This is a genomic window from Pseudonocardia sp. DSM 110487 (assembly GCF_019468565.1).
Taxonomy (GTDB): Bacteria; Actinomycetota; Actinomycetes; order Mycobacteriales; family Pseudonocardiaceae; genus Pseudonocardia.
This window is the reverse complement of the sequence record NZ_CP080521.1, coordinates 9,107,451-9,125,839: the sequence shown is the minus strand read 5'-3', so window position 1 is coordinate 9,125,839 and position 18,389 is coordinate 9,107,451. Positions and strand designations below refer to the sequence as shown.

Below are 18,389 nucleotides of genomic sequence, written 5' to 3'. Positions count from 1 at the left end.
TGCGCGACGACACGCTTCCGTCCCCCGCGGTGTCGCCTCCCCGCGGCGGCTTGAGCACCCGATCGGGTGGTAATCGTCCGGATTCGGCAACCCAGAGCCTCCATCGTGCGTCTACCTCAACAGACGAAGTAGCCCATCCCGGTCCGCCGAGCGGCTTCGCTACGGTGGTCCGTAATGAGGCACGGTTGAACACTCTCCGTGGTCAGCCTCACGAACGGATGATGCCGAAGATGTTCCGTAACGCGCGTACCACGGTCCGCGATGAGTGAGCAGACAGACGTACCCGACGAACTGGTGGCCCGTGCCATGACGGGCGACCACCAGGCAGTCGGGACACTGATTGCGCTCATCCGGCCCATGGTCGTGCGCTACTGCCGGGCACGTCTGGGTCGAGTGGACAGGTCGTCGGTCTCCGCCGACGACGTTGCACAGGAGGTGTGTTTGGCCGTGCTCACGGCCTTGCCCGGATACCGCGTGCAGGGACGCCCGTTCCTTGCGTTCGTGTACGGGATCGCCTCCCACAAGGTGATCGACGCACACCGGGCGGCCACCCGGAACAAGTCGGAGCCGGTTGCGGACATCCCGGACGCGGTCGAGTCGGCCGATGGACCCGAACAGCGCGCGCTTCGAATCGAACTGTCGAGCGAGATGGGCAAGCTGCTCGACACGCTCCCCGACAAGCAGCGGGAGATCCTCGTGCTGCGCGTGGTCGTCGGTCTGTCGGCCGAGGAGACGGCGGAGGCCGTCGGTTCCACCCCGGGAGCGGTCCGGGTGGCACAGCACAGGGCGCTCGCGCGCCTGCGGAAGTCGATGCCCGAGGAGGAGGTGGTCTGAGTGCCCGACGACACGCGCCACCCCTTTGGCGGCGGCCGCAACGACCACAACGGGGGCCACAACGGCACCAACGGGTCGAAGCCCTCTGACATGCAGGCACAGCCCGTCGCCTTCGGCGAGCTCGCCGAGCCGGTCGACCTGGTCGCGGTGCAGGCCGACGACGAGCTCATCAACGCGCTCGCCGCCGGAATGTCCGTGTCGGCCCCCGGCGTGGGCGGCTACGACGCCGACGATCGGGTCGCCGCGATCCTCGCCGCGTGGAAAGCGGACGTGGACGGCGATCCGATCCCTGAGCTCGTCGACGTCGACACGGCCGTGTCCACGGTGCTCGCCGCGCGCCCACCGTCCGGGCGCACCCGGCACCTGGTGCCGGTCGCGGCGGCCGCTGCCTTCCTCGTGCTCGCGATCGGTGGGGTGTCGGTCACCTCCTACAATGCCCGGCCGGACGACGCACTGTGGGGCATCTCGAAGGTGCTCTACAGCGAGCGGGCCGAATCGGTGGAGGCGGCCACCCGCGTCGAGGAGCGGATCGAGAACGCCAAGGACGCGCTCGCGTCGGGGCAGCCGGTGCTCGCCGCGCAGGAGCTCGCGCACGCCGAGAAGGACCTCCAGGTCGTGCGTCCCCAGGAGGGGCAGGACGAGCTGGCGGAGGCACAGGACTTCCTCCAGGCGAAGGCGGCCGAGACCCCGGAGGGCACGAAGGTGAACCCGGCGTCGCCGCTCGCCACGCAGCCGTCCCGGCGGGTGCCGGAGAGCGTGCGGGAGTCGCGGCCGTCGGAGTCCGAGGACGCCACGACCACCACCGAAGAGTCGGACCCGTCGTCGGCCACGGGTGAGGGACAGCCGGGGCCCGAGGTCGCCAGCACGCCCGACGAGAACACCGGCGCGCCCACCACCCGCCCCACCGCCGACCCGCGGCGGGCAGCGGTCGCCCCGGAGGACCCCAGCTCGGCGCCCACCAGCCGGCCCACCCAGGCGCCCGGCAACGGGAACGGCGAAGGCAGGCCGGACGAGCCGACCGGCAACCCGCCTGCCACCTCGGAGGGCAAGCCCGACCCCACCACGTCACCGCCACCGCCACAGAACGACGAGGGCGATGGTGAGGCACCTGATACCGGTGGCCCGAGCGCGGACGGCGAGGAACCTCCCCCCACCAGCAACTGATCTCGAACACGACGAAGCCCCCGATCCGGTGGAGATCGGGGGCTTCGTCGTAGTGGTCGGTGCCGTCAGGAGTCGGAGAGCACCGCGTCGGCGTAGCCGCGGCAGTACTCCCATGTGACGTAGTTGGTGGGGTCGGGGTCGAAGGCCGGCTCGTGGGGACGCATCTGACCCTCGTCGAGCAGCTGCTGGAGGCTGGAGCGCAGCAGGCTCCACTCGTGGAAGTGCTGCTCGCCGCAGTCGCCGCAGTCGACGACGATGCCGCGCACTCCACGGGCCTCGAGGAGTGCCTGGTAAACGGCGAGATCGGCGAGGTCGGCCACCACTTCGTCGCGCTCGGCCTCGCTCAGCGAGTCCTGCTCGACGGTCTCCGGGCCATCGAGCGACAGCGCGGGGTCGTGCGGATCTCCGGCGAACGGGTCCGGTGGCAGCGCATCACGTGACACGAACCTCACGATACTCGCACGTGAGACCCGCCGGGCCGACCACACGGGCCCGCGCCGCTGCCAGCGGATGATCAGGCGCGGGCAAAGGCCTCGTACGACCCTCGTGATCGGCCCGACACCCGCAGATACGATGGACGGACGGGGTCATTAGGCGAGACGGGATGGTGGCGATGACGACCGAGGCCGCGAGCCAGGAACTGGCCCCCAAGTTCGCGATGCTGGGCCTGACGTTCGACGATGTGTTGCTGCTGCCCGCAGAGTCCGACGTCGTGCCGAGCGCGGCAGACACGAGCACACAGGTCACCCGCCGCGTCCGGCTGAAGGTGCCGATCGTGTCCTCCCCGATGGACACCGTCACCGAGTCCCGGATGGCGATCGCGATGGCAAGGGCAGGCGGATTGGGAGTACTGCACCGCAACCTGTCACCGGAGGAGCAGGCAGCACAGGTCGAGGTCGTGAAGCGGTCGGAGGCCGGGATGGTCACCGACCCGGTCACGTGCTCGCCGGACGACACGCTGGCCGACGTCGACGCGCTGTGCGCCAAGTTCCGGATCTCCGGGGTGCCGGTCACCGACGCGGGCGGACGCCTCGTCGGGATCATCACCAACCGGGACATGCGGTTCGAGATGGACCACTCCCGGCCGGTGCACGAGGTCATGACGCACGCCCCGCTGATCACCGCGCGGGTCGGAGTCACCGCGGAGGCCGCGCTCGGGCTGCTGCGCCGCCACAAGCTGGAGAAGCTGCCGATCATCGACGGTGACGGGATCCTGCGCGGCCTCATCACGATCAAGGACTTCAACAAGACGGAGAAGTACCCGCTCGCCACGAAGGACCCGGACGGCCGGCTCGTGGTCGCGGCCGCGGTCGGCGTCGGGGACGAGGGGTACGCGCGCGCGATGAACCTGGTCGACGCCGGGGTCGACGTGCTGATCGTCGACACCGCCCACGGCCACTCGCGGCGCGTGCTGGAGACCGTCGCCAAGCTCAAGGCAGAGGTCGGCCACAACGTCGACGTGGTCGGCGGCAACGTCGCCACCCGCGCGGGCGCCGCAGCTCTCGTCGAGGCGGGCGCCGACGCCGTCAAGGTCGGCGTCGGCCCTGGCTCGATCTGCACCACCCGCGTGGTGGCAGGCGTCGGTGCGCCGCAGATCACAGCGATCTACGAGGCGGCGCAGGCGTGCGCGGCCGCCGGCGTGCCGGTGATCGGCGACGGCGGCATCCAGTACTCCGGCGACATCACCAAGGCGATCGTGGCCGGGGCGTCCACCGTGATGCTCGGGAGCCTGCTCGCGGGCACGGCCGAGTCGCCGGGTGAGGTGATCCTCGTCGGGGGCAAGCAGTTCAAGGTCTACCGCGGCATGGGCTCGCTCGGTGCCATGCGGTCCCGCGGCGACACCAAGTCCTACTCGAAGGACCGGTACGCCCAGGACGACGTGCTCAGCGAGGACAAGCTCGTGCCGGAGGGCATCGAGGGCCGCATCCCGTTCCGCGGGCCCCTCGCGCTGGTGGTGCACCAGCTGGTCGGCGGGCTGCGGTCGGGCATGGGCTACGCCGGCGCCCAGACGATCGAGCAGCTCCAGCGCGCCCAGCTGGTGCGGATCACCGCGGCGGGGCTCAAGGAGAGCCACCCGCACGACATCACGATGACGGTCGAGGCGCCCAACTACTCGGCTCGATAGGGGCCATCTAGGCTGGTCACCCGTGCGTGACCTCGTGGAGATCGGGATGGGCCGGGAGGCCCGTCGCAGCTACGACCTGAACCAGGTCGAGATCGTGCCGTCCCGGCGGACGCGCAGCTCGCAGGAGGTCTCGACCGCCTGGCAGCTCGACGCGTACCACTTCGGGATCCCGCTCGTCACCCATCCGACCGACGCGATCGTCTCGCCGTCGACCGCCGCGCGGATCGGCCAGCTCGGCGGCCTCGCGGTGCTCAACGCGGAGGGCCTGTGGGCCCGCCACGCCGACGCCGAGGGCGCGCTGGAGCGGGTGGTCGACGCGGTGGAGGACGACGACCCCCTCGCCGCGATCCGGCTGTTGCAGGAGCTGCACTCCGCCCCGATCCAGCCCGCCCTGCTCACCGAGGCGCTCAAGGCCGTGCGGGAGGCCGGCGTCACCGTCGCCGCCCGCGTGAGCCCGCAGCGCGCCCGCGAGCTCACCCCCGACCTGCTCGCCGGGGGCGTCGAGATCCTGTTCGTGCAGGGCACGATCATCTCGGCCGAGCACGTGTCCGGTGGGGAGCCGCTGAACCTGAAGGAGTTCATCAACTCCCTCGACGTCCCGGTGGTTGCAGGCGGCTGCGGCGACTACCGCACGGCCATGCACCTCATGCGCACCGGCGCCGCGGGCGTGATCGTCGGGTACGGCGAGTCGTCGGCCACCACCACCGACGACGTGCTCGGCATCGGCGTCCCGATGGCAACCGCGATCGTCGACGCGGCCGCCGCGCGCCGCGACTACCTCGACGAGACGGGCGGCCGGTACGTCCACGTGATCGCCGACGGCGGCATGGCGGGCTCCGGCGACATGGCCAAGGCGATCGCGTGCGGCGCCGACGCCGTGATGCTGGGTGAGCAGCTCGCCGGGTCGTCCGAGAGCCCTGGCCGGGGCCTGTACTGGACCTCGGCTGTGGCGCACCCGTCGCTTCCCCGGTCGGAGATCTCCGGGTACCTGCAGGGTGACATCGACCTGGAGACCCTGCTCTTCGGCCCGACCCGCAGCCCCTACGGCACGGTCAACCTCTTCGGTGCCCTGCGGCGGGCGATGGCGAAGACGGGGTACTCGGACCTGAAGGAGTTCCAGCGGGTGGGGCTGACGGTCCGCGGTTGACCGGCGCGCGAGAGCCGGCGCGTAGCGAGACCACCGACACCCGTGCCGCGTTCCGCGGAACGCGGATCCACGAGGTGCGGTCTCCGGTGTCCACCTGGTCAGCAACGTTGGCTTGGGCGCGTCGTCCCCGGCTTGGGGCACGCCCGTACTCGACGAGCCCGTCCCTGCCCGGTGCCTACGCAACTATCCGGTGGTCCCGACCCTCCGCCCGACGGTGAACACCGAAAGCCGCCATGCACCGGACGGGACGTGCTCGTCCAGAGGTCCGGGAGGGCAAGACGAGCATCTCGCAGAGCGCCCACGGGATCGGTCATCCTCCGACTCGGCCACCGCGGGACCGGACACGCGCGGAGCGCGGGCGCGCCCACCCGAGGACCGGTGGCAACACCCCGTCGAATGAGCGGTTGTCCATGGTTGTCACCGCAGCCATGGACAACCGCCACATCGGATCATGCGCGGCCACCACCGCCGAACAGGCCCGCGCATCGTCTACGACCACCCAGAACCCAGGAATCAACCGTCTAGTCACCAGGGTCGGTGGGCGTGCAGTGATTCTGGTCGCGGGGTGAACCGGTGCACGCTCGGTCGCCGGAAGCAGCGCCTACCCTGGTGCGGTGCAACCCCCCACCGTCCTCGTCGTCGACTACGGCGCCCAGTACGCCCAGCTGATCGCCCGCCGGGTGCGTGAGGCGCAGGTCTACTCGGAGATCATCCCGGGGGACACGCCGGTGGCCGAGATCGTCGCCCGCAAGCCTGCGGCGCTGATCCTGTCCGGTGGGCCGTCGAGCGTGTACGAGCCGGGTGCGCCGAGCGTCGATCCCGAGCTGTTCCGCACCGGCATCCCGGTGCTGGGGCTGTGCTACGGCTTCCAGGCGATGGCGCGGGCGCTCGGCGGAGAGGTGGCGCCGGACGGCACCCGCGAGTACGGGCGCACGGAGCTGACCCTCTGCGGTGGGAGCACGCTGCACGACGGGCTGCCGGCGCGGCACCCGGTGTGGATGAGCCACGGTGACTCGGTGGTGCGCGCGCCGGAGGGCTTCACCGTGACGGCGTCGTCCGAGCGGGCGGCGGTGGCCGCGTTCGAGGACCCGGTGCGGCGACTGGCGGGCGTGCAGTACCACCCCGAGGTCGGGCACTCGCCGCACGGGCAGGAGGTGCTGCGGCGGTTCCTGCACGAGGTCGCGGGCATCAGCCCGGGCTGGACGACGTCCTCGATCATCGACGACACCATCGACGCCGTGCGGGCGCAGGTCGGGGAGGGGCGGGCCATCTGTGGCCTCTCCGGCGGCGTCGATTCGGCCGTCGCAGCGGCGCTCGTCCACCGCGCCATCGGCGACCGGCTCACGTGTGTGTTCGTCGACCACGGCCTGCTGCGGGCCGGTGAGCGCGAGCAGGTGGAGCGCGACTTCGTCGCCGCCACCGGTGCGAAGCTGCACACCGTCGACGCCCGCGACCGCTTCCTCGACGCGCTAACCGGGGTCAGCGACCCCGAGGAGAAGCGCAAGATCATCGGCCGGGAGTTCATCCGGGTGTTCGAGGCCGCCACGGCGGAGGTCGCGGAGAGCGAGCACGTCGGGTTCCTGGTCCAGGGAACGCTCTACCCGGACGTCGTCGAGTCCGGCGGAGGGTCGGGCACGGCCACGATCAAGAGCCACCACAACGTGGGCGGACTGCCGGACGACCTCGAGTTCGAGCTGGTCGAGCCGTTGCGGGCGCTGTTCAAGGACGAGGTGCGCCGGGTGGGCGCCGAGCTCGGGCTGCCCGAGACGATCGTGCACCGCCAGCCGTTCCCCGGGCCCGGCCTCGGCATCCGGATCATCGGGGAGGTCACGGCCGACCGGCTGGCCACGCTGCGGGACGCCGATGCGATCGCCCGCGAGGAGCTCACCTACGCGGGGCTCGACCGCGACATCTGGCAGTGCCCCGTGGTGCTGCTGGCCGACGTCCGCAGCGTCGGAGTCCAGGGCGACGGGCGTACGTACGGCCACCCCGTGGTGCTGCGGCCGGTCTCCAGCGAGGACGCGATGACCGCCGACTGGACCCGCCTGCCCTACGACCTGCTGGAGCGCATCTCCACGCGCATCACCAACGAGGTGGCCGAGGTCAACCGGGTCGTCCTGGACGTCACGAGCAAGCCGCCTGGCACCATCGAGTGGGAATAGTCGTGAGCGGATACGCGTGCTCCTGCACGCGTATCCGCTCACGACCTGTCCTACGAAGCCCTTCTCCTATCGGCGACGCCCCCGCAGGCTCCCCACCAACAGCAGCAGCCCGATCACGGCGGCCCCCGCCGCCAGCAGCCACCGCGCGTCGAAGCCGGCGAGCGACGGCACCTCGCCGACGAAGGCGCTCGCGGCCATCGCCAGCGTGAGCAGCCCCACGACCAGGGCCAGCGGGTCGGGCCCCCGCCTCGTCTCCTTCTTCACCAGCTCAGCCACGGCGCACCTCCACGTCTGCCAGACCTGCATCGATGTCGAGAACGAGCGGCCGCCCGCTGCGCACGCCGTCGGTGCCGAGATCGTCGATCACCTGCACGTGCGCGTCCGGGCCGTCGTCCTCGAGGCCGCCGAAGCGGACGTCACCGAACCCGGCCGCTGCCGTCAGGGTGACGTCGGCCGTGGGCGGTACCCGCACGGTCACGTCGCCCGCTCCCATCGAGATCCGGGTCCGCACGGGGCTCGTGTTGCCGTCCGGCGGCACGCTCAGGTCGAGGTTGCGCAGGTCGAGGTCGATCTCGCCGGCGCCGCGCTCGTAGCTTTTCTGCAGTGCGGCCTCTGTGGTGGGTGCGGCGACCAGCTCGCCGTACCCGTCACCCTCCCAGCGGTCCACGGGCGCCGCCACGATCGCCCAGGTGAGCGCGCTCAGCAGCAGGGCGAACGGGATGAGGCCGCGCCCGGTCCGCAGGAACGCCCCGAGCACCAGCCCGGCGCCGAGCACCGTGAGTACCACGCCGCACAGCACGGCCAGGTTCGCGAGCGTCAGCATCCCCCCGAGCATCATGATCACGGCGGCGGCACTGCCGACGATCAGCGCGAGCCCGAGCGTCACCGGCGTGACGGGCAGCCTGCGCGGTGGTGGCTCGGCCTGTGCGGGCGAGGGTTCCGGCAGGTCCCACGCGAAGGGGGCGGCGCCGAGCGGGTCCCATGCTGGCGGGTTCACCGGCGGCTCGGTGCTGCCTGCCGCGCCGGTCGGCTCCTTCAACAGCGACGGCCCGGGCGCGGCCATGGGCGCGGCCACCGTCGGTGCCTCCGCCGCCCGTGCGCCGCGGTCGCCCCGGCTGCGGTGCAGCAGGTACAGCAGACCGGCCACGACCAGCAGCGGAAGGATCCAATCGGGGCCGTTGCCGCCGAACACGCTGCCCATGGTCACCGCGGCGCCGATGGCGAGCGCGACGACGAGCCACGTGCGTGGCCGGGTCGGGCGCGGGGCCGCCGGGTCGGCGGGCGCGGCGGGCAGCAGGATCCAGCCGGCGATGTAGAGCGCCGCGCCGATCCCGGAGAACGCGGCCACCACGAACCCGACCCGTACCAGCACGGGGTCGATGTCGTAGCGGCGCGCGATGCCCGCTGCCACCCCCGCCACCTGGCGGTCGTCCCTCGGCCGGGCGGGGCGTGTCTCCCACATCTCGCGCAGTGTCTCGCCGACGTCCGTACGACTCATGACGCTCAGAGTGCCTCCCGACGTGACCCCCGAGGATGGGGGATGGCCCGGAGCCGTCCCGGAGGTTTCCCCGATGTCCTCCCTTCTCGCGCGTGTGACCATGGGTGTGTGATGGGACTCCCCGCGGCCGGCGCGCTTGCGCCGTTGCCCTCCGGTGCGCCGCCGCTGATGCGCAGGCGCAGCGCTCGCCTCGTGGCGGGCGTCGCCGGGGGTGTGGCCGACCACCTCGGCGTCAACGTGCTCTGGGTGCGCACCGCGTTCGTGCTGCTCGCCGCGGTCAACGGCGCGGGCGTCGTCGCCTACGGGCTTCTCTGGATCTTCGTGCGGCAGGAGCCCACGGAGGTGCAGCGCCCGCTCGGGCGTGCCGAGCGCCAGCAGGCGCTCGGGCTGGCCGCGCTCGGCATCGGTGCAGGGCTCGCGGCCGCGGCGCTGGGCAACACCGTGGTCGGTTGGATCGTCGGCCCGCTCGGGGTGGCGGCGGTCGGTGCCGCGGTCGTGTGGCGGGAGGCCGACGAGTCGCAGCGCAGGCGCTGGACCGAGGGCGCGCGGTCTGGCGTCACCGGCGTCACGGGTCGTGGCCGGGCCGCGCTGTGGCGTGTGCTCGCGGGCGCGCTGTTCGTCGCCACCGGGATCGGGGTGTTCCTGTTGGGCAACCTCGACCTCTCGCAGGTGCAGTTCGGGATGCTCGCGGTGCTGGCCACGTTGCTCGGCGTCGGCGTGCTCACCATCCCGTGGTGGGTGCGCCTCATGCGTGAGCTCTCCGAGGAACGCCGCGAGCGCATCATCGAGACCGAGCGAGCCGAGATCGCCGCACACCTGCACGACTCGGTGCTGCAGACGCTGGCGCTCATCCAGCGCCAGTCCGACCAGCCGCGCGAGGTGCTGCGGCTGGCCCGCGGCCAGGAACGCGAGCTGCGCCACTGGTTGTACGGCCCCACCGGGTACGGCCGTTCCGGTCGTGCGTCCGGCGACCCCGCGCTCTCGGAAGGACTGGCCGACGCGATCACCACCGCCGCCGCTGAGGTGGAGGACACCTACGCGATCGACGTGCGCCCCGTCGTGGTCGGCGACCGCCCCCTCGACGACGGGCTGCGAGCGCTCGTGCTCGCCGCGCGGGAAGCAATGGTCAACGCGGCCAAGCATGCGAAGGTCGGTGAGGTCAGCGTGTACGTCGAGGTCGAGCCGGAGGAGGTGCACGTGTTCGTGCGCGACCGCGGCGTCGGCTTCGATCCGGACGGCGTTCCCACCGACCGGCACGGCCTCGCCGACTCCGTGCACGGCAGGATGGAGCGGCACGGCGGCGTCGTACGGCTGCGCAGCACGCCGGGCGAAGGCACCGAGGTGCACATCTCCATGCCGGTCGACGGGCGCACCGCCGAGCAGGACGAACTTTCACAGGAGTCGAAGTCATGACCACCGAATCGACCGACGCGCCCATCCGCGTCTTCCTGGTCGACGACCACGGCCTGTTCCGTTCAGGGGTTCGGGCCGAACTCGACCGGCACGTCCCGGACGTCACCGTCGTGGGGGAGGCAGGCTCCGTCGACGAGGCGGTGGCCGCCATCCGCCACCTGCGGCCCGACGTGGTGCTGCTGGACGTCCACATGCCCGACGGTGGCGGGGCCGAGGTGCTGCGTCAGCTGCGCCCCGAGTTGCCGGACGTGGTGTTCCTGGCCCTGTCGGTGTCGGACGCGGCCGAGGACGTCATCGCGGTCATCCGCGCCGGCGCCCGCGGCTACGTCACGAAGACGATCTCCGGTCGGGAGCTCGCCGACGCGGTGCGGCGCGTGAAGTCGGGCGACGCGGTGTTCTCGCCGCGGCTGGCCGGCTTCGTGCTGGACGTGTTCTCCGACCGGCCCGGCGCGGCTCCGCCCGGTGATCCGGAGCTGGACCTGCTCACGCGCCGCGAGCGCGACGTGCTGCGGCTGCTCGCGCGGGGCTACGCGTACAAGGAGATCGCGGGAGAGCTGTTCATCTCGGTGAAGACCGTGGAGACCCACGTCTCGAGCGTGCTGCGCAAGACGCAGCTGTCGAACCGCTACGAGCTCTCGCGGTGGGCGTCGGACCGGCGTCTCGTCTAGGAGGCCGGCCCGACGCCCACCGCCGCGTCAGCGGAGCAGACCGCCGACGGTGCCGAGCAGGCCGCCGACGAGGCCCCCACCATCGCCGTCGTCGTCGCTGTCACCACCGTCGCTGTTGTCGCTGTCGCCGTCGCCGTCCTCGGAGTCGTCGCTGTCGCTGCTCTTGGCATCGCTGCTGGACTCCGAGTCTTCCTCGTCTTGGGGAGCGGACGAGTCTTCATCGTCGGCGGACATGAGGCTCATCGAGCGGGAGCTCTTGCTGTCCTCGTCGTCGCCGTCGTCATTGCTGCTCTTCTCGCTGTCGCCGCCCCCGCCGAGGCCGAGGCCGTTGACGAGCCCGCCGACGGTGTCGCCGACGGTGTCGAGCAGGCCGCCGCCGTCGTCGTCGCTGTCACCGCCGTCGCTGTCGCTGTCGCCGCCGCTCGACCCATCGGAGTCGTTGCTGCCGGAATCGCTGCCGGAATCGCTGCTGCCGGCGCTCGAGCCACCGCTCGAGGACGATCCGCTGCCGCCGGAGGACTTCTTCGTGGAATCGTCGTCATCGTCGCCCGCATCGGCGGCGGCACGCGAGCTGTCGTCGCCGGAACTGCCGCTGGAGCGGCCGTTGCCGGGGTCACCGCCGTCGGTGGCTCCGGTGCCGGCGTTCTCTCCCGCCAGCGGGCCGGGGAAGGCCACCGGGATCCAGTCGGACGGGGCAGGGGCGCCGGGGTCGAGCGGGTCACGGGCCGCGGCCTGGTCGATCACCACGCTGTTGTCCGGGGCCGCGGCGACCGGGGCCTCGGGGTCGAGCAGGCCCTGGCCCGCGTACGGGCCGTCGCCCTCTGCGCCGCCGGTGGCCGGCGTCTGGTTCGCCGTGGGAGCGACCTCGGTGAGCATCGCGGCCCCGAGGACCGACCCGGCGGCCAGGAGCGTGCCCGCGGCGATCGCGCCGCGGCGCACGAGGACGCGCCGGTCGGCGCCGCCCTCGTCGCCGGTGGAGGCCGGCTGGTTGGGCCGCAGCTGCAGGGGCCGGTCGGCGGAGTGGGGGGCGCGACCCTCGCGACGGAGGAGGGCGCCCACCGAAATACCGCCGGTGTCCGGCTCGACCTCCCTTACGGGAGCGGGCGCATTGCGGCTCAGCAGGTCGGCAACGGTGATCACTTCCGTTGCGGGTGCATCTGATCCATCTCCGAACCGGATCTGAGCCACAGCGTGACGTCCTCCCTTGGAGTGAACGGACGTCAGAATGTCTACCGGATGCCGATGACGGGTACCAAGTGTCATTCGTCCGCTCGTCGCACGTCACACGAACGGCGTATTTCCGTTCAACGACGATTACCGACCGCTCGGCCATCTGAGCTGCCGCCGGGCGCTTGGTCAACCCGCTCGTCGGTCCGCCAGGGCCGCTCGGCTTGCGCACAGCATGCGGCGGATGGATCGCGTCGTGATCATTCCGAGATCGGGACGAACGCGTTTTCGATCAGGGCAGCGTGCGGAACCGCGACCGGGTGGAGTCGAGAGCCTGCTTGGCGTAGACGCCTGCGCCACCACCGAGCAGCAGCCCGACGAGGTCGACCGGCACGGATTCGGCGCCGGTGAGCAGCAGGCCCAGCAGGGCGACCCCGGCGGCGCCACCCGCCACTTTCCAGCGGCTGTTGACGTAGTCGGCGGTGGTGCCACCGGAGAGCCCGCGCTTCTTCGCCGCGTTGCCGAGCAGCGCCAGGTAGCCGACGTGCCCGAGTGCGACGACGAGGCCGACCAGGGCAATCACTGCTGCGACGATCCCGAACACGGCACCCATGGCACAAGAGTGCCACGGAAGGGCGACGTCGCGCCGGGAAACTCCGCGGTTCACGTGTCAGCTGCTCCCGAGACGTCCCCGGCCGAGCCGCAGCAGGAGCAGCCCGAGGTCGCGGCCCTCGCTGCCGAGCTCGCGGAAGCGGGCGAGCACGGCCATCTCCCGGCTGTAGACGATCCGCGGCCCGCCGGCGGCCATCCGTGCCTTGCCGATGGTCTTCGACACCTCGGTGCGGCGTTTGACCAAACGCAGGATCTCCGCGTCGAGGTGGTCGATCTCGACGCGCAGCACGTCGATGTCCTCGGCGGTCGGGTTCTCGGTCTGGTTCTCGGCTGTCACGGTCACGGTCTCCTCCTGCAGGTGCCCGGCCCGGGCCCGTGACGCGCAAACGCCCCGGGTCCGATGGACTCCGGGGCGTCGTGGGGGCTGATTCAGCTGGCCACGGGCACCGGTGTCCGGTACCCGTAGAAAAATCGGCGGCTGATCAGAAGCACGCCAGCAGTGTGCCACACCGGGGGCTGTCGGGGAGCGGCGGTACCCTTTCGAACACGATGAGCGCGCTGTTCGAACTGCCTACAGAGAACCCTGTCCAGCCCCGCACGGAGCGCGGTGCTGCGCTGCTGGAGGGGCTCAATCCGCGCCAGCGCGAGGCGGTGGTCCACGCCGGGACGCCGCTGCTGATCGTCGCGGGGGCGGGCTCGGGCAAGACCCGTGTGCTCACCCACCGCATCGCGTGGCTGCTCGCCGAGCGCGGGGTCCACCCCGGCGAGATCATGTCGATCACCTTCACCAACAAGGCAGCCGCCGAGATGAAGGAGCGCGTCGACGCGCTCGTCGGCAGGCGCGGCAACGCGATGTGGGTGTCCACGTTCCACTCGATGTGCGTGCGCATCCTGCGTCGCGAGGCCAAGCACCTCGGCGTGCGCAGCGCGTTCTCCGTCTACGACGCCGACGACACGCGCCGGCTCGTCGGCCTGGTCCTGCGTGATCTGGAGCTCGACCCGAAGAAGTTCTCCGCCCGTGGGGTCGCGGCGCAGATCTCGAACCTCAAGAACGAGCTGCTGTCGGCCGACGACGCCGCCGAGCGGGCCGCCAACGACTTCGAGCGCAAGGTCGCCGAGGTCTACGGGGTGTACCAGGCGCGGCTGCGCACGGCCAACGCGTTCGACTTCGACGACTTGATCATGGAGACCGTCGCGCTGCTGCAGCGGCTGCCGGCCGTTGCCGAGTACTACCGGCGCCGGTTCCGGCACGTGCTGGTCGACGAGTACCAGGACACCAACCACGCCCAGTACGTGCTGGTGCGCGAGCTCGTCGCCCCCGCCGCCGACGGAGTCGAGCCGGGCGAGCTGTGCGTGGTGGGCGACTCCGACCAGTCGATCTACGCGTTCCGCGGCGCGAGCATCCGCAACATCATCGAGTTCGAGCAGGACTTCCCGAACGCGCGAACGATCATGCTGGAGCAGAACTACCGCTCCACCCAGCGCATCCTCTCGGCGGCCAACGCGGTCATCGCGCGCAACCCGGACCGGCGCGACAAGCGGCTGTGGTCCGATCAGGGCGATGGCGCGAAGGTGGTCGGGTACGTCGCCGACAACGAACACGACGAGGCCGCGTTCGTCGCGCAGGAGATCGACCGGCTGGTGGATTCCGGTGAGTTCCGGAATTCCGATGTCGCGGTCTTCTACCGCACCAACTCCCAGTCGCGCGTGTTCGAGGACGTGTTCCTGCGCGTCGGACTGCCGTACAAGGTCGTGGGCGGGGTGCGTTTCTACGAGCGCAAGGAGGTGCGCGACGCGCTGGCGTACCTACGGGTGCTGTCCAACCCTGAGGACACCGTCAGCCTGCGCCGCATCCTCAACGTCCCCAAGCGCGGCATCGGCGAGCGCGCCGAGGAGCTGGTGGCCACCTACGCCGACCGGGAGCGCACCTCGTTCGCCGCCGCGCTGCGGATCGCGGCAGAGCAGCCGGAGCGGATTCCCGGGCTGGTCACGCGGTCGCAGCGGTGCATCGCCTCGTTCGTCCAGCTGCTCGACGAGCTGAACGAGCTGGTGGAGCGCGGCGACGAAACGGCGGAGATCCTGGAGGCCGTCTACGCGCGCACCGGCTACACCGCCGAGCTGGAGGCGAGCGACGACCCGCAGGACGGCTCGCGCCGCGAGAACCTCGCGGAGCTCGTCACGGTGGCGCGCGAGTTCGCGGGCGACGCCGCTGTCGCCGACCTCGACGACTCCGACGTCGAGGTGGGAGCGCCCGCTCCCGGCTCGCTCGCGGCGTTCCTGGAGCGGGTGGCGCTGGTCGCCGACGCCGACTCGATCCCCGACAACGACGAGGGCATGGTCACGCTGATGACCCTGCACACGGCGAAGGGTCTCGAGTTCCCGGTCGTGTTCCTCACCGGTTGGGAGGACGGCGTGTTCCCGCACATGCGGGCGATGGGCGATGCGGCCGAGCTGGCCGAGGAGCGGCGCCTCGCCTACGTCGGCATCACGCGGGCGCGGCAGCGGCTGTACCTGTCCCGGGCGATGATCCGCTCGTCGTTCGGGCAGCCCAACGCCAACCCGGCGTCGCGGTTCCTCGCCGAGGTGCCCGATGACCTGGTGGAGTGGCGGCGCGCCGAGTCGGAACGCTCGGCGCCGGTGGGCCGGTTCGGGTTCGGCCGCAGGCCCGCGGCCACCGACCGCGGCAGCTGGAACGTCCCCAAGGCCGCGCTCAAGGCGTCGATCTCCCTCGATGTCGGCGACCGGGTCAACCACGACAAGTACGGCCTCGGCACGGTCGTCGAGTCCGACAAGGCCACCCAGCGGGTGCTGATCGACTTCGGTAGCGCGGGCACGGTGCGGCTGATGCTCATCGGTGGGGTGCCGCTACAAAAGCTGTGAGCGGTGGAACCCGGGGCGCTCGGATCCCGTCCATGCGCGTGTGACACTGATCTCGGGAGGCCCACGATGTCTGTCGACGCCCTGTACGAAGCGGTCTTCGCGCACCCCGGTCCGTGGACCGAGGAGGAGTACTTCGCCCTGCCGGAGACCCCGGCGCGCATCGAGCTGGTCGACGGGATGCTCGTCGTGAGCCCGTTGTCGTCGGTGCCACATCACCGGCTGGTTCGTGAGCTCACTCATCTGTTCCAGACCACCCGGCCGGACGGCCGTTGGGAAGCGCTGCCCGGCGCCAACGTGCGGCTGTGGAAGGACCACATCAGGATCCCCGATGTAGTGGTGGCCCGTGCCGAGATGGACGTCCTCCACGTGGGAATCGATGACGTCCTGCTCCTTGCAGAGGTCACGTCACCTGGCAACTTCCGCCAGGACCGGATCGTGAAACACGGCGACTACGCGGAGGCGGGCGTCCCGTTCTACCTGCGGGTGGATCTGCACGATGGCCTCGACAAGGTGCGTGCGTCGGCGTTCGAGCTCGAGGACGGGGTCTACCGGGAGTACGCCACGGCGCCGGACGGCGTGCTGCGCCTCGATCGCCCGTGGCCGCTCGAGGCCGATCTCCGATCGCTGGCGCGCGGCCGCTAGGCGGCCTAGTACTCGATCCCGCGCTTGCGCAGCCAGGTCAGCGGGTTGATCTTGGTGCCCTCCGAGCTCCAGACCTCCAGGTGCAGGTGCGGGCCGGTGGAGTAGCCCCGGTTGCCGATCTCGGCGATCTCCTCGCCCGCCTTGACCTTCTCGCCCTCTTTGACGAACGTCCGGTTGACGTGTCCGTAGACGCTCTGCGTGCCGTCGGTGTGGCGCAACACCACCCACAGGCCGTACCCGGTCGCGGGGCCGGATTCCTCGACCACAGCGTCGGTGAGCGCGTAGATCGGCGTGCCGATCGGTCCCGCGATGTCGATGCCCTCGTGTGCCCTGCCCCAGCGGCTGCCGAAGAGGGATGTGAGATGCCCGACCGTGGGTTTGACGAACGCGGTCTCGCCGTAGAGGTACGCCTCCGGGGCGCCGTCGGACAGTGCCGCCTCGATCTTCGCTGCCTGCCGGGCGAGGTCGCGCCCGATGTCCACGGCCTTGGCGAGGTTCTGGACGTCCACCTGGGAGGCCGGGTCGAGCGCGTCGATCGCGAGCGGGTCGGGCAGTAGCTGGTCGCCGCCGATCGCGCCTGCGAGGGAGGCGGTGCTGTCTGCGGGCGGCTCCTTCGTCACCTGCGCGACGGGCTGCAGTGCGGCAACCGCCTGCGTGCTGTCGAAGAACGTCGTGGCGAGGGTCTGACCGCCCGCAACCACCGCACCGGCGGCCACCGCGGCGACGGTGGCGCGCCCGCGCACCGACGCGGCAGGGGGCGCCGGGAGATGGCGCACGCCCGGGACGTCGACGACGCGCAGGGGCGTCGTACGACCCGGGTCGTCCGCCTGGGCGCCGCTGGGGGAGCGGTGGCGCGCCAAGACCTGCCCTTCTCGACTGACCGGGGTGTCGCATCGCAATCCGGCGGCGCGGGCTGGGGATCCCGCTGCGGCGGCGTTCGGGGTTGCCACCGTGACCGGCCTGTGACACGGACCGGGGGACGGTAGCGAGGCTGCTCCGCTACGGGCAACTCCTCGCGCGGCGTGGCGGTGTTATCGACGCAGCGTCAGAATGTGGGTGACGAGCGGATGCGGAGCGTTCCGAAGTGACCCGTGAGTAGGGCTGACCTGGGCTTGACGGGTGATGTGACCGCGCCGTTCGGCCCAGTGCGGCGGCTACCCAGTGCACCGTCCGTGGGTCGATCGGGAGCGATAAGTGACCGAGGTCACGAATTTCGAGCTCCTCGACGTCGAGGTCGGGATGCCGCAGCCGGCCGTTGCGCTGCGGCAGCACCATCTGGTCCATGCGGCTCCAGACCACGAGGAACCGCGTGTCGCACGCCGGTGCGGGCCGCGCGAGCTCGGCGATCACGTCCGATCCGGGACGGAGCTGGCGCGCGAGCGGCGTGGGGAGCAGGTGGGCGGCGAGGGTGCCACCGTGCGGGCTGCCGAGCGTGACGAGGGTGTCGACGGCGGCGGCTCCGCCCATCCGCTGGACGTAGTACCGGGCGATCATCCCGCCGAGCGAGTGGCCGACGATGTGGACCCGCTCGGCGCCCGCGAGCTCGCGCAGCTCGTCGACCTGCTGGCTCAGCCGGTGTGCTGCCGTGCGGATGTCCTCGGTGAACAGGCTGTAGTTCACCGCGTGCACGACCCCGAAGCCGCGCCGTCGCAGCGCGCGCCGGAACACGGTGAACACCGAGCGGTTGTCCATGATCCCGTGCAGCAGCAGGATCGGGGTTCCGGCCGCCTCGACGTCGGTGACCACGAGGCTGCGGTGCAGCGGGGGCAGCGGGTCGGTGCGGTGGCCGGTCGGGGCGTGCAGGTGCTCGCGCACGAACCCCGCCGGGTAGACGGCGAGATGTGCGGTGAGCCACGCCCACTCCACCGCGAGCCCGCGGATGCCGGCCGGGCTGCCGAACGTCCGAGCGGCGTATGCGCCTGCCCGTGTGAGGTCGGCCGCAGTGGCCTGCGCCGCCCCGGCCATGCGGGCCAGGCGGTCCACCCCTGTATGGACCAGCGCCATACGGAAACGGTAGGTGAGGATCGCCTTTCCCGCCCGCTGGAGACGGTGACGCTGCAGACAGTGGCGGCCCGGG

General features: G+C 71.4%; 17 protein-coding genes. 9 read left to right on the top strand and 8 right to left on the bottom strand.

Going from position 1 to position 18,389, the window contains the following annotated elements:
* Nucleotides 1-261: 261 nt before the first annotated feature.
* Both K1T35_RS42880 and K1T35_RS42875 read left to right on the top strand, forming a co-directional pair.
* The gene (locus tag K1T35_RS42880; RefSeq protein WP_220257380.1) at nt 262-834 is read left to right on the top strand and encodes a sigma-70 family RNA polymerase sigma factor; all 573 of its coding nucleotides are present in this window, start codon (nt 262-264) and stop codon (nt 832-834) included.
* The gene (locus K1T35_RS42875) at nt 835-1,998 is read left to right on the top strand and encodes an anti-sigma-D factor RsdA (protein WP_220257379.1); all 1,164 of its coding nucleotides are present in this window, start codon (nt 835-837) and stop codon (nt 1,996-1,998) included.
* Nucleotides 1,999-2,063: 65 nt separating this feature from the next.
* Here K1T35_RS42875 and K1T35_RS42870 read toward each other — a convergent pair whose 3' ends face one another.
* Nucleotides 2,064-2,450 (bottom strand): DUF5319 domain-containing protein, encoded by a 387-nt coding sequence (locus tag K1T35_RS42870; RefSeq protein ID WP_220257378.1) that lies wholly within the window; start codon nt 2,448-2,450, stop codon nt 2,064-2,066.
* Nucleotides 2,451-2,611: 161 nt separating this feature from the next.
* On the opposite strand from K1T35_RS42870, the gene guaB reads away from it, so the two are divergent.
* The 3 genes from guaB (at nt 2,612) to guaA (ending at nt 7,432) form a co-directional block, all read left to right on the top strand.
* Nucleotides 2,612-4,123, top strand: coding sequence for an IMP dehydrogenase (gene guaB, locus K1T35_RS42865; protein WP_220257377.1), 1,512 nt, complete (start codon nt 2,612-2,614; stop codon nt 4,121-4,123).
* A gap of 22 nt (nt 4,124-4,145) precedes the next feature.
* Nucleotides 4,146-5,270: a GuaB3 family IMP dehydrogenase-related protein gene (locus tag K1T35_RS42860; RefSeq protein ID WP_220257376.1), complete on the top strand. Its 1,125-nt coding sequence runs from the start codon at nt 4,146-4,148 to the stop codon at nt 5,268-5,270.
* 614 nt (nt 5,271-5,884) lie between these two features.
* Nucleotides 5,885-7,432: a glutamine-hydrolyzing GMP synthase gene (gene guaA, locus K1T35_RS42855; RefSeq protein WP_220257375.1), complete on the top strand. Its 1,548-nt coding sequence runs from the start codon at nt 5,885-5,887 to the stop codon at nt 7,430-7,432.
* Nucleotides 7,433-7,498: 66 nt separating this feature from the next.
* Here the strand turns inward: guaA and K1T35_RS42850 are convergent, their stop codons facing one another.
* Both K1T35_RS42850 and K1T35_RS42845 read right to left on the bottom strand, forming a co-directional pair.
* On the bottom strand, nt 7,499-7,708 hold the full coding sequence (locus tag K1T35_RS42850; protein WP_220257374.1) for a hypothetical protein: 210 nt from the start codon (nt 7,706-7,708) through the stop codon (nt 7,499-7,501).
* Nucleotides 7,701-8,930 carry a PspC domain-containing protein gene (locus tag K1T35_RS42845; protein ID WP_220257373.1) on the bottom strand — a complete coding sequence of 410 codons (1,230 nt, stop codon included), beginning with the start codon at nt 8,928-8,930 and terminating at the stop codon, nt 7,701-7,703. The genes K1T35_RS42850 and K1T35_RS42845 overlap by 8 nt, the downstream gene beginning before the upstream one ends.
* Before the next feature lie 111 nt (nt 8,931-9,041).
* On the opposite strand from K1T35_RS42845, the gene K1T35_RS42840 reads away from it, so the two are divergent.
* Both K1T35_RS42840 and K1T35_RS42835 read left to right on the top strand, forming a co-directional pair.
* Nucleotides 9,042-10,343: an ATP-binding protein gene (locus K1T35_RS42840; RefSeq protein ID WP_255622766.1), complete on the top strand. Its 1,302-nt coding sequence runs from the start codon at nt 9,042-9,044 to the stop codon at nt 10,341-10,343.
* Nucleotides 10,340-11,011, top strand: a complete 672-nt coding sequence (locus tag K1T35_RS42835) for a response regulator transcription factor (protein WP_142106547.1) — start codon at nt 10,340-10,342, stop codon at nt 11,009-11,011. Before K1T35_RS42840 ends, K1T35_RS42835 begins: the two co-directional genes overlap by 4 nt.
* Before the next feature lie 27 nt (nt 11,012-11,038).
* On the opposite strand, the gene K1T35_RS42830 is transcribed toward K1T35_RS42835, so the two are convergent.
* From K1T35_RS42830 to K1T35_RS42820, 3 genes are all read right to left on the bottom strand, one after another.
* The gene (locus K1T35_RS42830; RefSeq protein WP_220257371.1) at nt 11,039-12,151 is read right to left on the bottom strand and encodes a hypothetical protein; all 1,113 of its coding nucleotides are present in this window, start codon (nt 12,149-12,151) and stop codon (nt 11,039-11,041) included.
* A gap of 319 nt (nt 12,152-12,470) precedes the next feature.
* On the bottom strand, nt 12,471-12,791 hold the full coding sequence (locus tag K1T35_RS42825) for a hypothetical protein (RefSeq protein WP_220257370.1): 321 nt from the start codon (nt 12,789-12,791) through the stop codon (nt 12,471-12,473).
* A 57-nt stretch (nt 12,792-12,848) separates the two neighbouring features.
* Nucleotides 12,849-13,148, bottom strand: a complete 300-nt coding sequence (locus K1T35_RS42820; RefSeq protein WP_220263220.1) for a chorismate mutase — start codon at nt 13,146-13,148, stop codon at nt 12,849-12,851.
* Nucleotides 13,149-13,339: 191 nt separating this feature from the next.
* Between K1T35_RS42820 and pcrA the strand changes: the two genes are divergently transcribed.
* A complete protein-coding gene (gene pcrA, locus K1T35_RS42815; RefSeq protein ID WP_220257369.1) occupies nt 13,340-15,670 on the top strand; it encodes a DNA helicase PcrA in 2,331 nt (776 codons plus the stop codon).
* Nucleotides 15,671-15,736: 66 nt separating this feature from the next.
* Nucleotides 15,737-16,312 (top strand): Uma2 family endonuclease, encoded by a 576-nt coding sequence (locus K1T35_RS42810; protein WP_220257368.1) that lies wholly within the window; start codon nt 15,737-15,739, stop codon nt 16,310-16,312.
* A gap of 5 nt (nt 16,313-16,317) precedes the next feature.
* Here K1T35_RS42810 and K1T35_RS42805 read toward each other — a convergent pair whose 3' ends face one another.
* Together K1T35_RS42805 and K1T35_RS42800 are read right to left on the bottom strand one after the other, a co-directional pair.
* The gene (locus K1T35_RS42805; RefSeq protein WP_220257367.1) at nt 16,318-17,172 is read right to left on the bottom strand and encodes a M23 family metallopeptidase; all 855 of its coding nucleotides are present in this window, start codon (nt 17,170-17,172) and stop codon (nt 16,318-16,320) included.
* A 139-nt stretch (nt 17,173-17,311) separates the two neighbouring features.
* A complete protein-coding gene (locus K1T35_RS42800) occupies nt 17,312-18,316 on the bottom strand; it encodes a triacylglycerol lipase (protein WP_220257366.1) in 1,005 nt (334 codons plus the stop codon).
* Nucleotides 18,317-18,389: the final 73 nt, after the last annotated feature.

What these genes read in the sequence shown, in the direction of transcription:
- K1T35_RS42800 (WP_220257366.1), bottom strand. Translation starts at nt 18,316, where the DNA reads ATGGCGCTGGTCCATACAGGGGTGGACCGCCTGGCCCGCATGGCCGGG.
- guaB (WP_220257377.1), top strand. Translation starts at nt 2,612, where the DNA reads ATGACGACCGAGGCCGCGAGCCAGGAACTGGCCCCCAAGTTCGCGATG.
- K1T35_RS42835 (WP_142106547.1), top strand. Translation starts at nt 10,340, where the DNA reads ATGACCACCGAATCGACCGACGCGCCCATCCGCGTCTTCCTGGTCGAC.
- K1T35_RS42845 (WP_220257373.1), bottom strand. Translation starts at nt 8,930, where the DNA reads ATGAGTCGTACGGACGTCGGCGAGACACTGCGCGAGATGTGGGAGACA.
- K1T35_RS42825 (WP_220257370.1), bottom strand. Translation starts at nt 12,791, where the DNA reads ATGGGTGCCGTGTTCGGGATCGTCGCAGCAGTGATTGCCCTGGTCGGC.
- K1T35_RS42840 (WP_255622766.1), top strand. Translation starts at nt 9,042, where the DNA reads ATGGGACTCCCCGCGGCCGGCGCGCTTGCGCCGTTGCCCTCCGGTGCG.
- pcrA (WP_220257369.1), top strand. Translation starts at nt 13,340, where the DNA reads ATGAGCGCGCTGTTCGAACTGCCTACAGAGAACCCTGTCCAGCCCCGC.
- K1T35_RS42880 (WP_220257380.1), top strand. Translation starts at nt 262, where the DNA reads ATGAGTGAGCAGACAGACGTACCCGACGAACTGGTGGCCCGTGCCATG.
- K1T35_RS42810 (WP_220257368.1), top strand. Translation starts at nt 15,737, where the DNA reads ATGTCTGTCGACGCCCTGTACGAAGCGGTCTTCGCGCACCCCGGTCCG.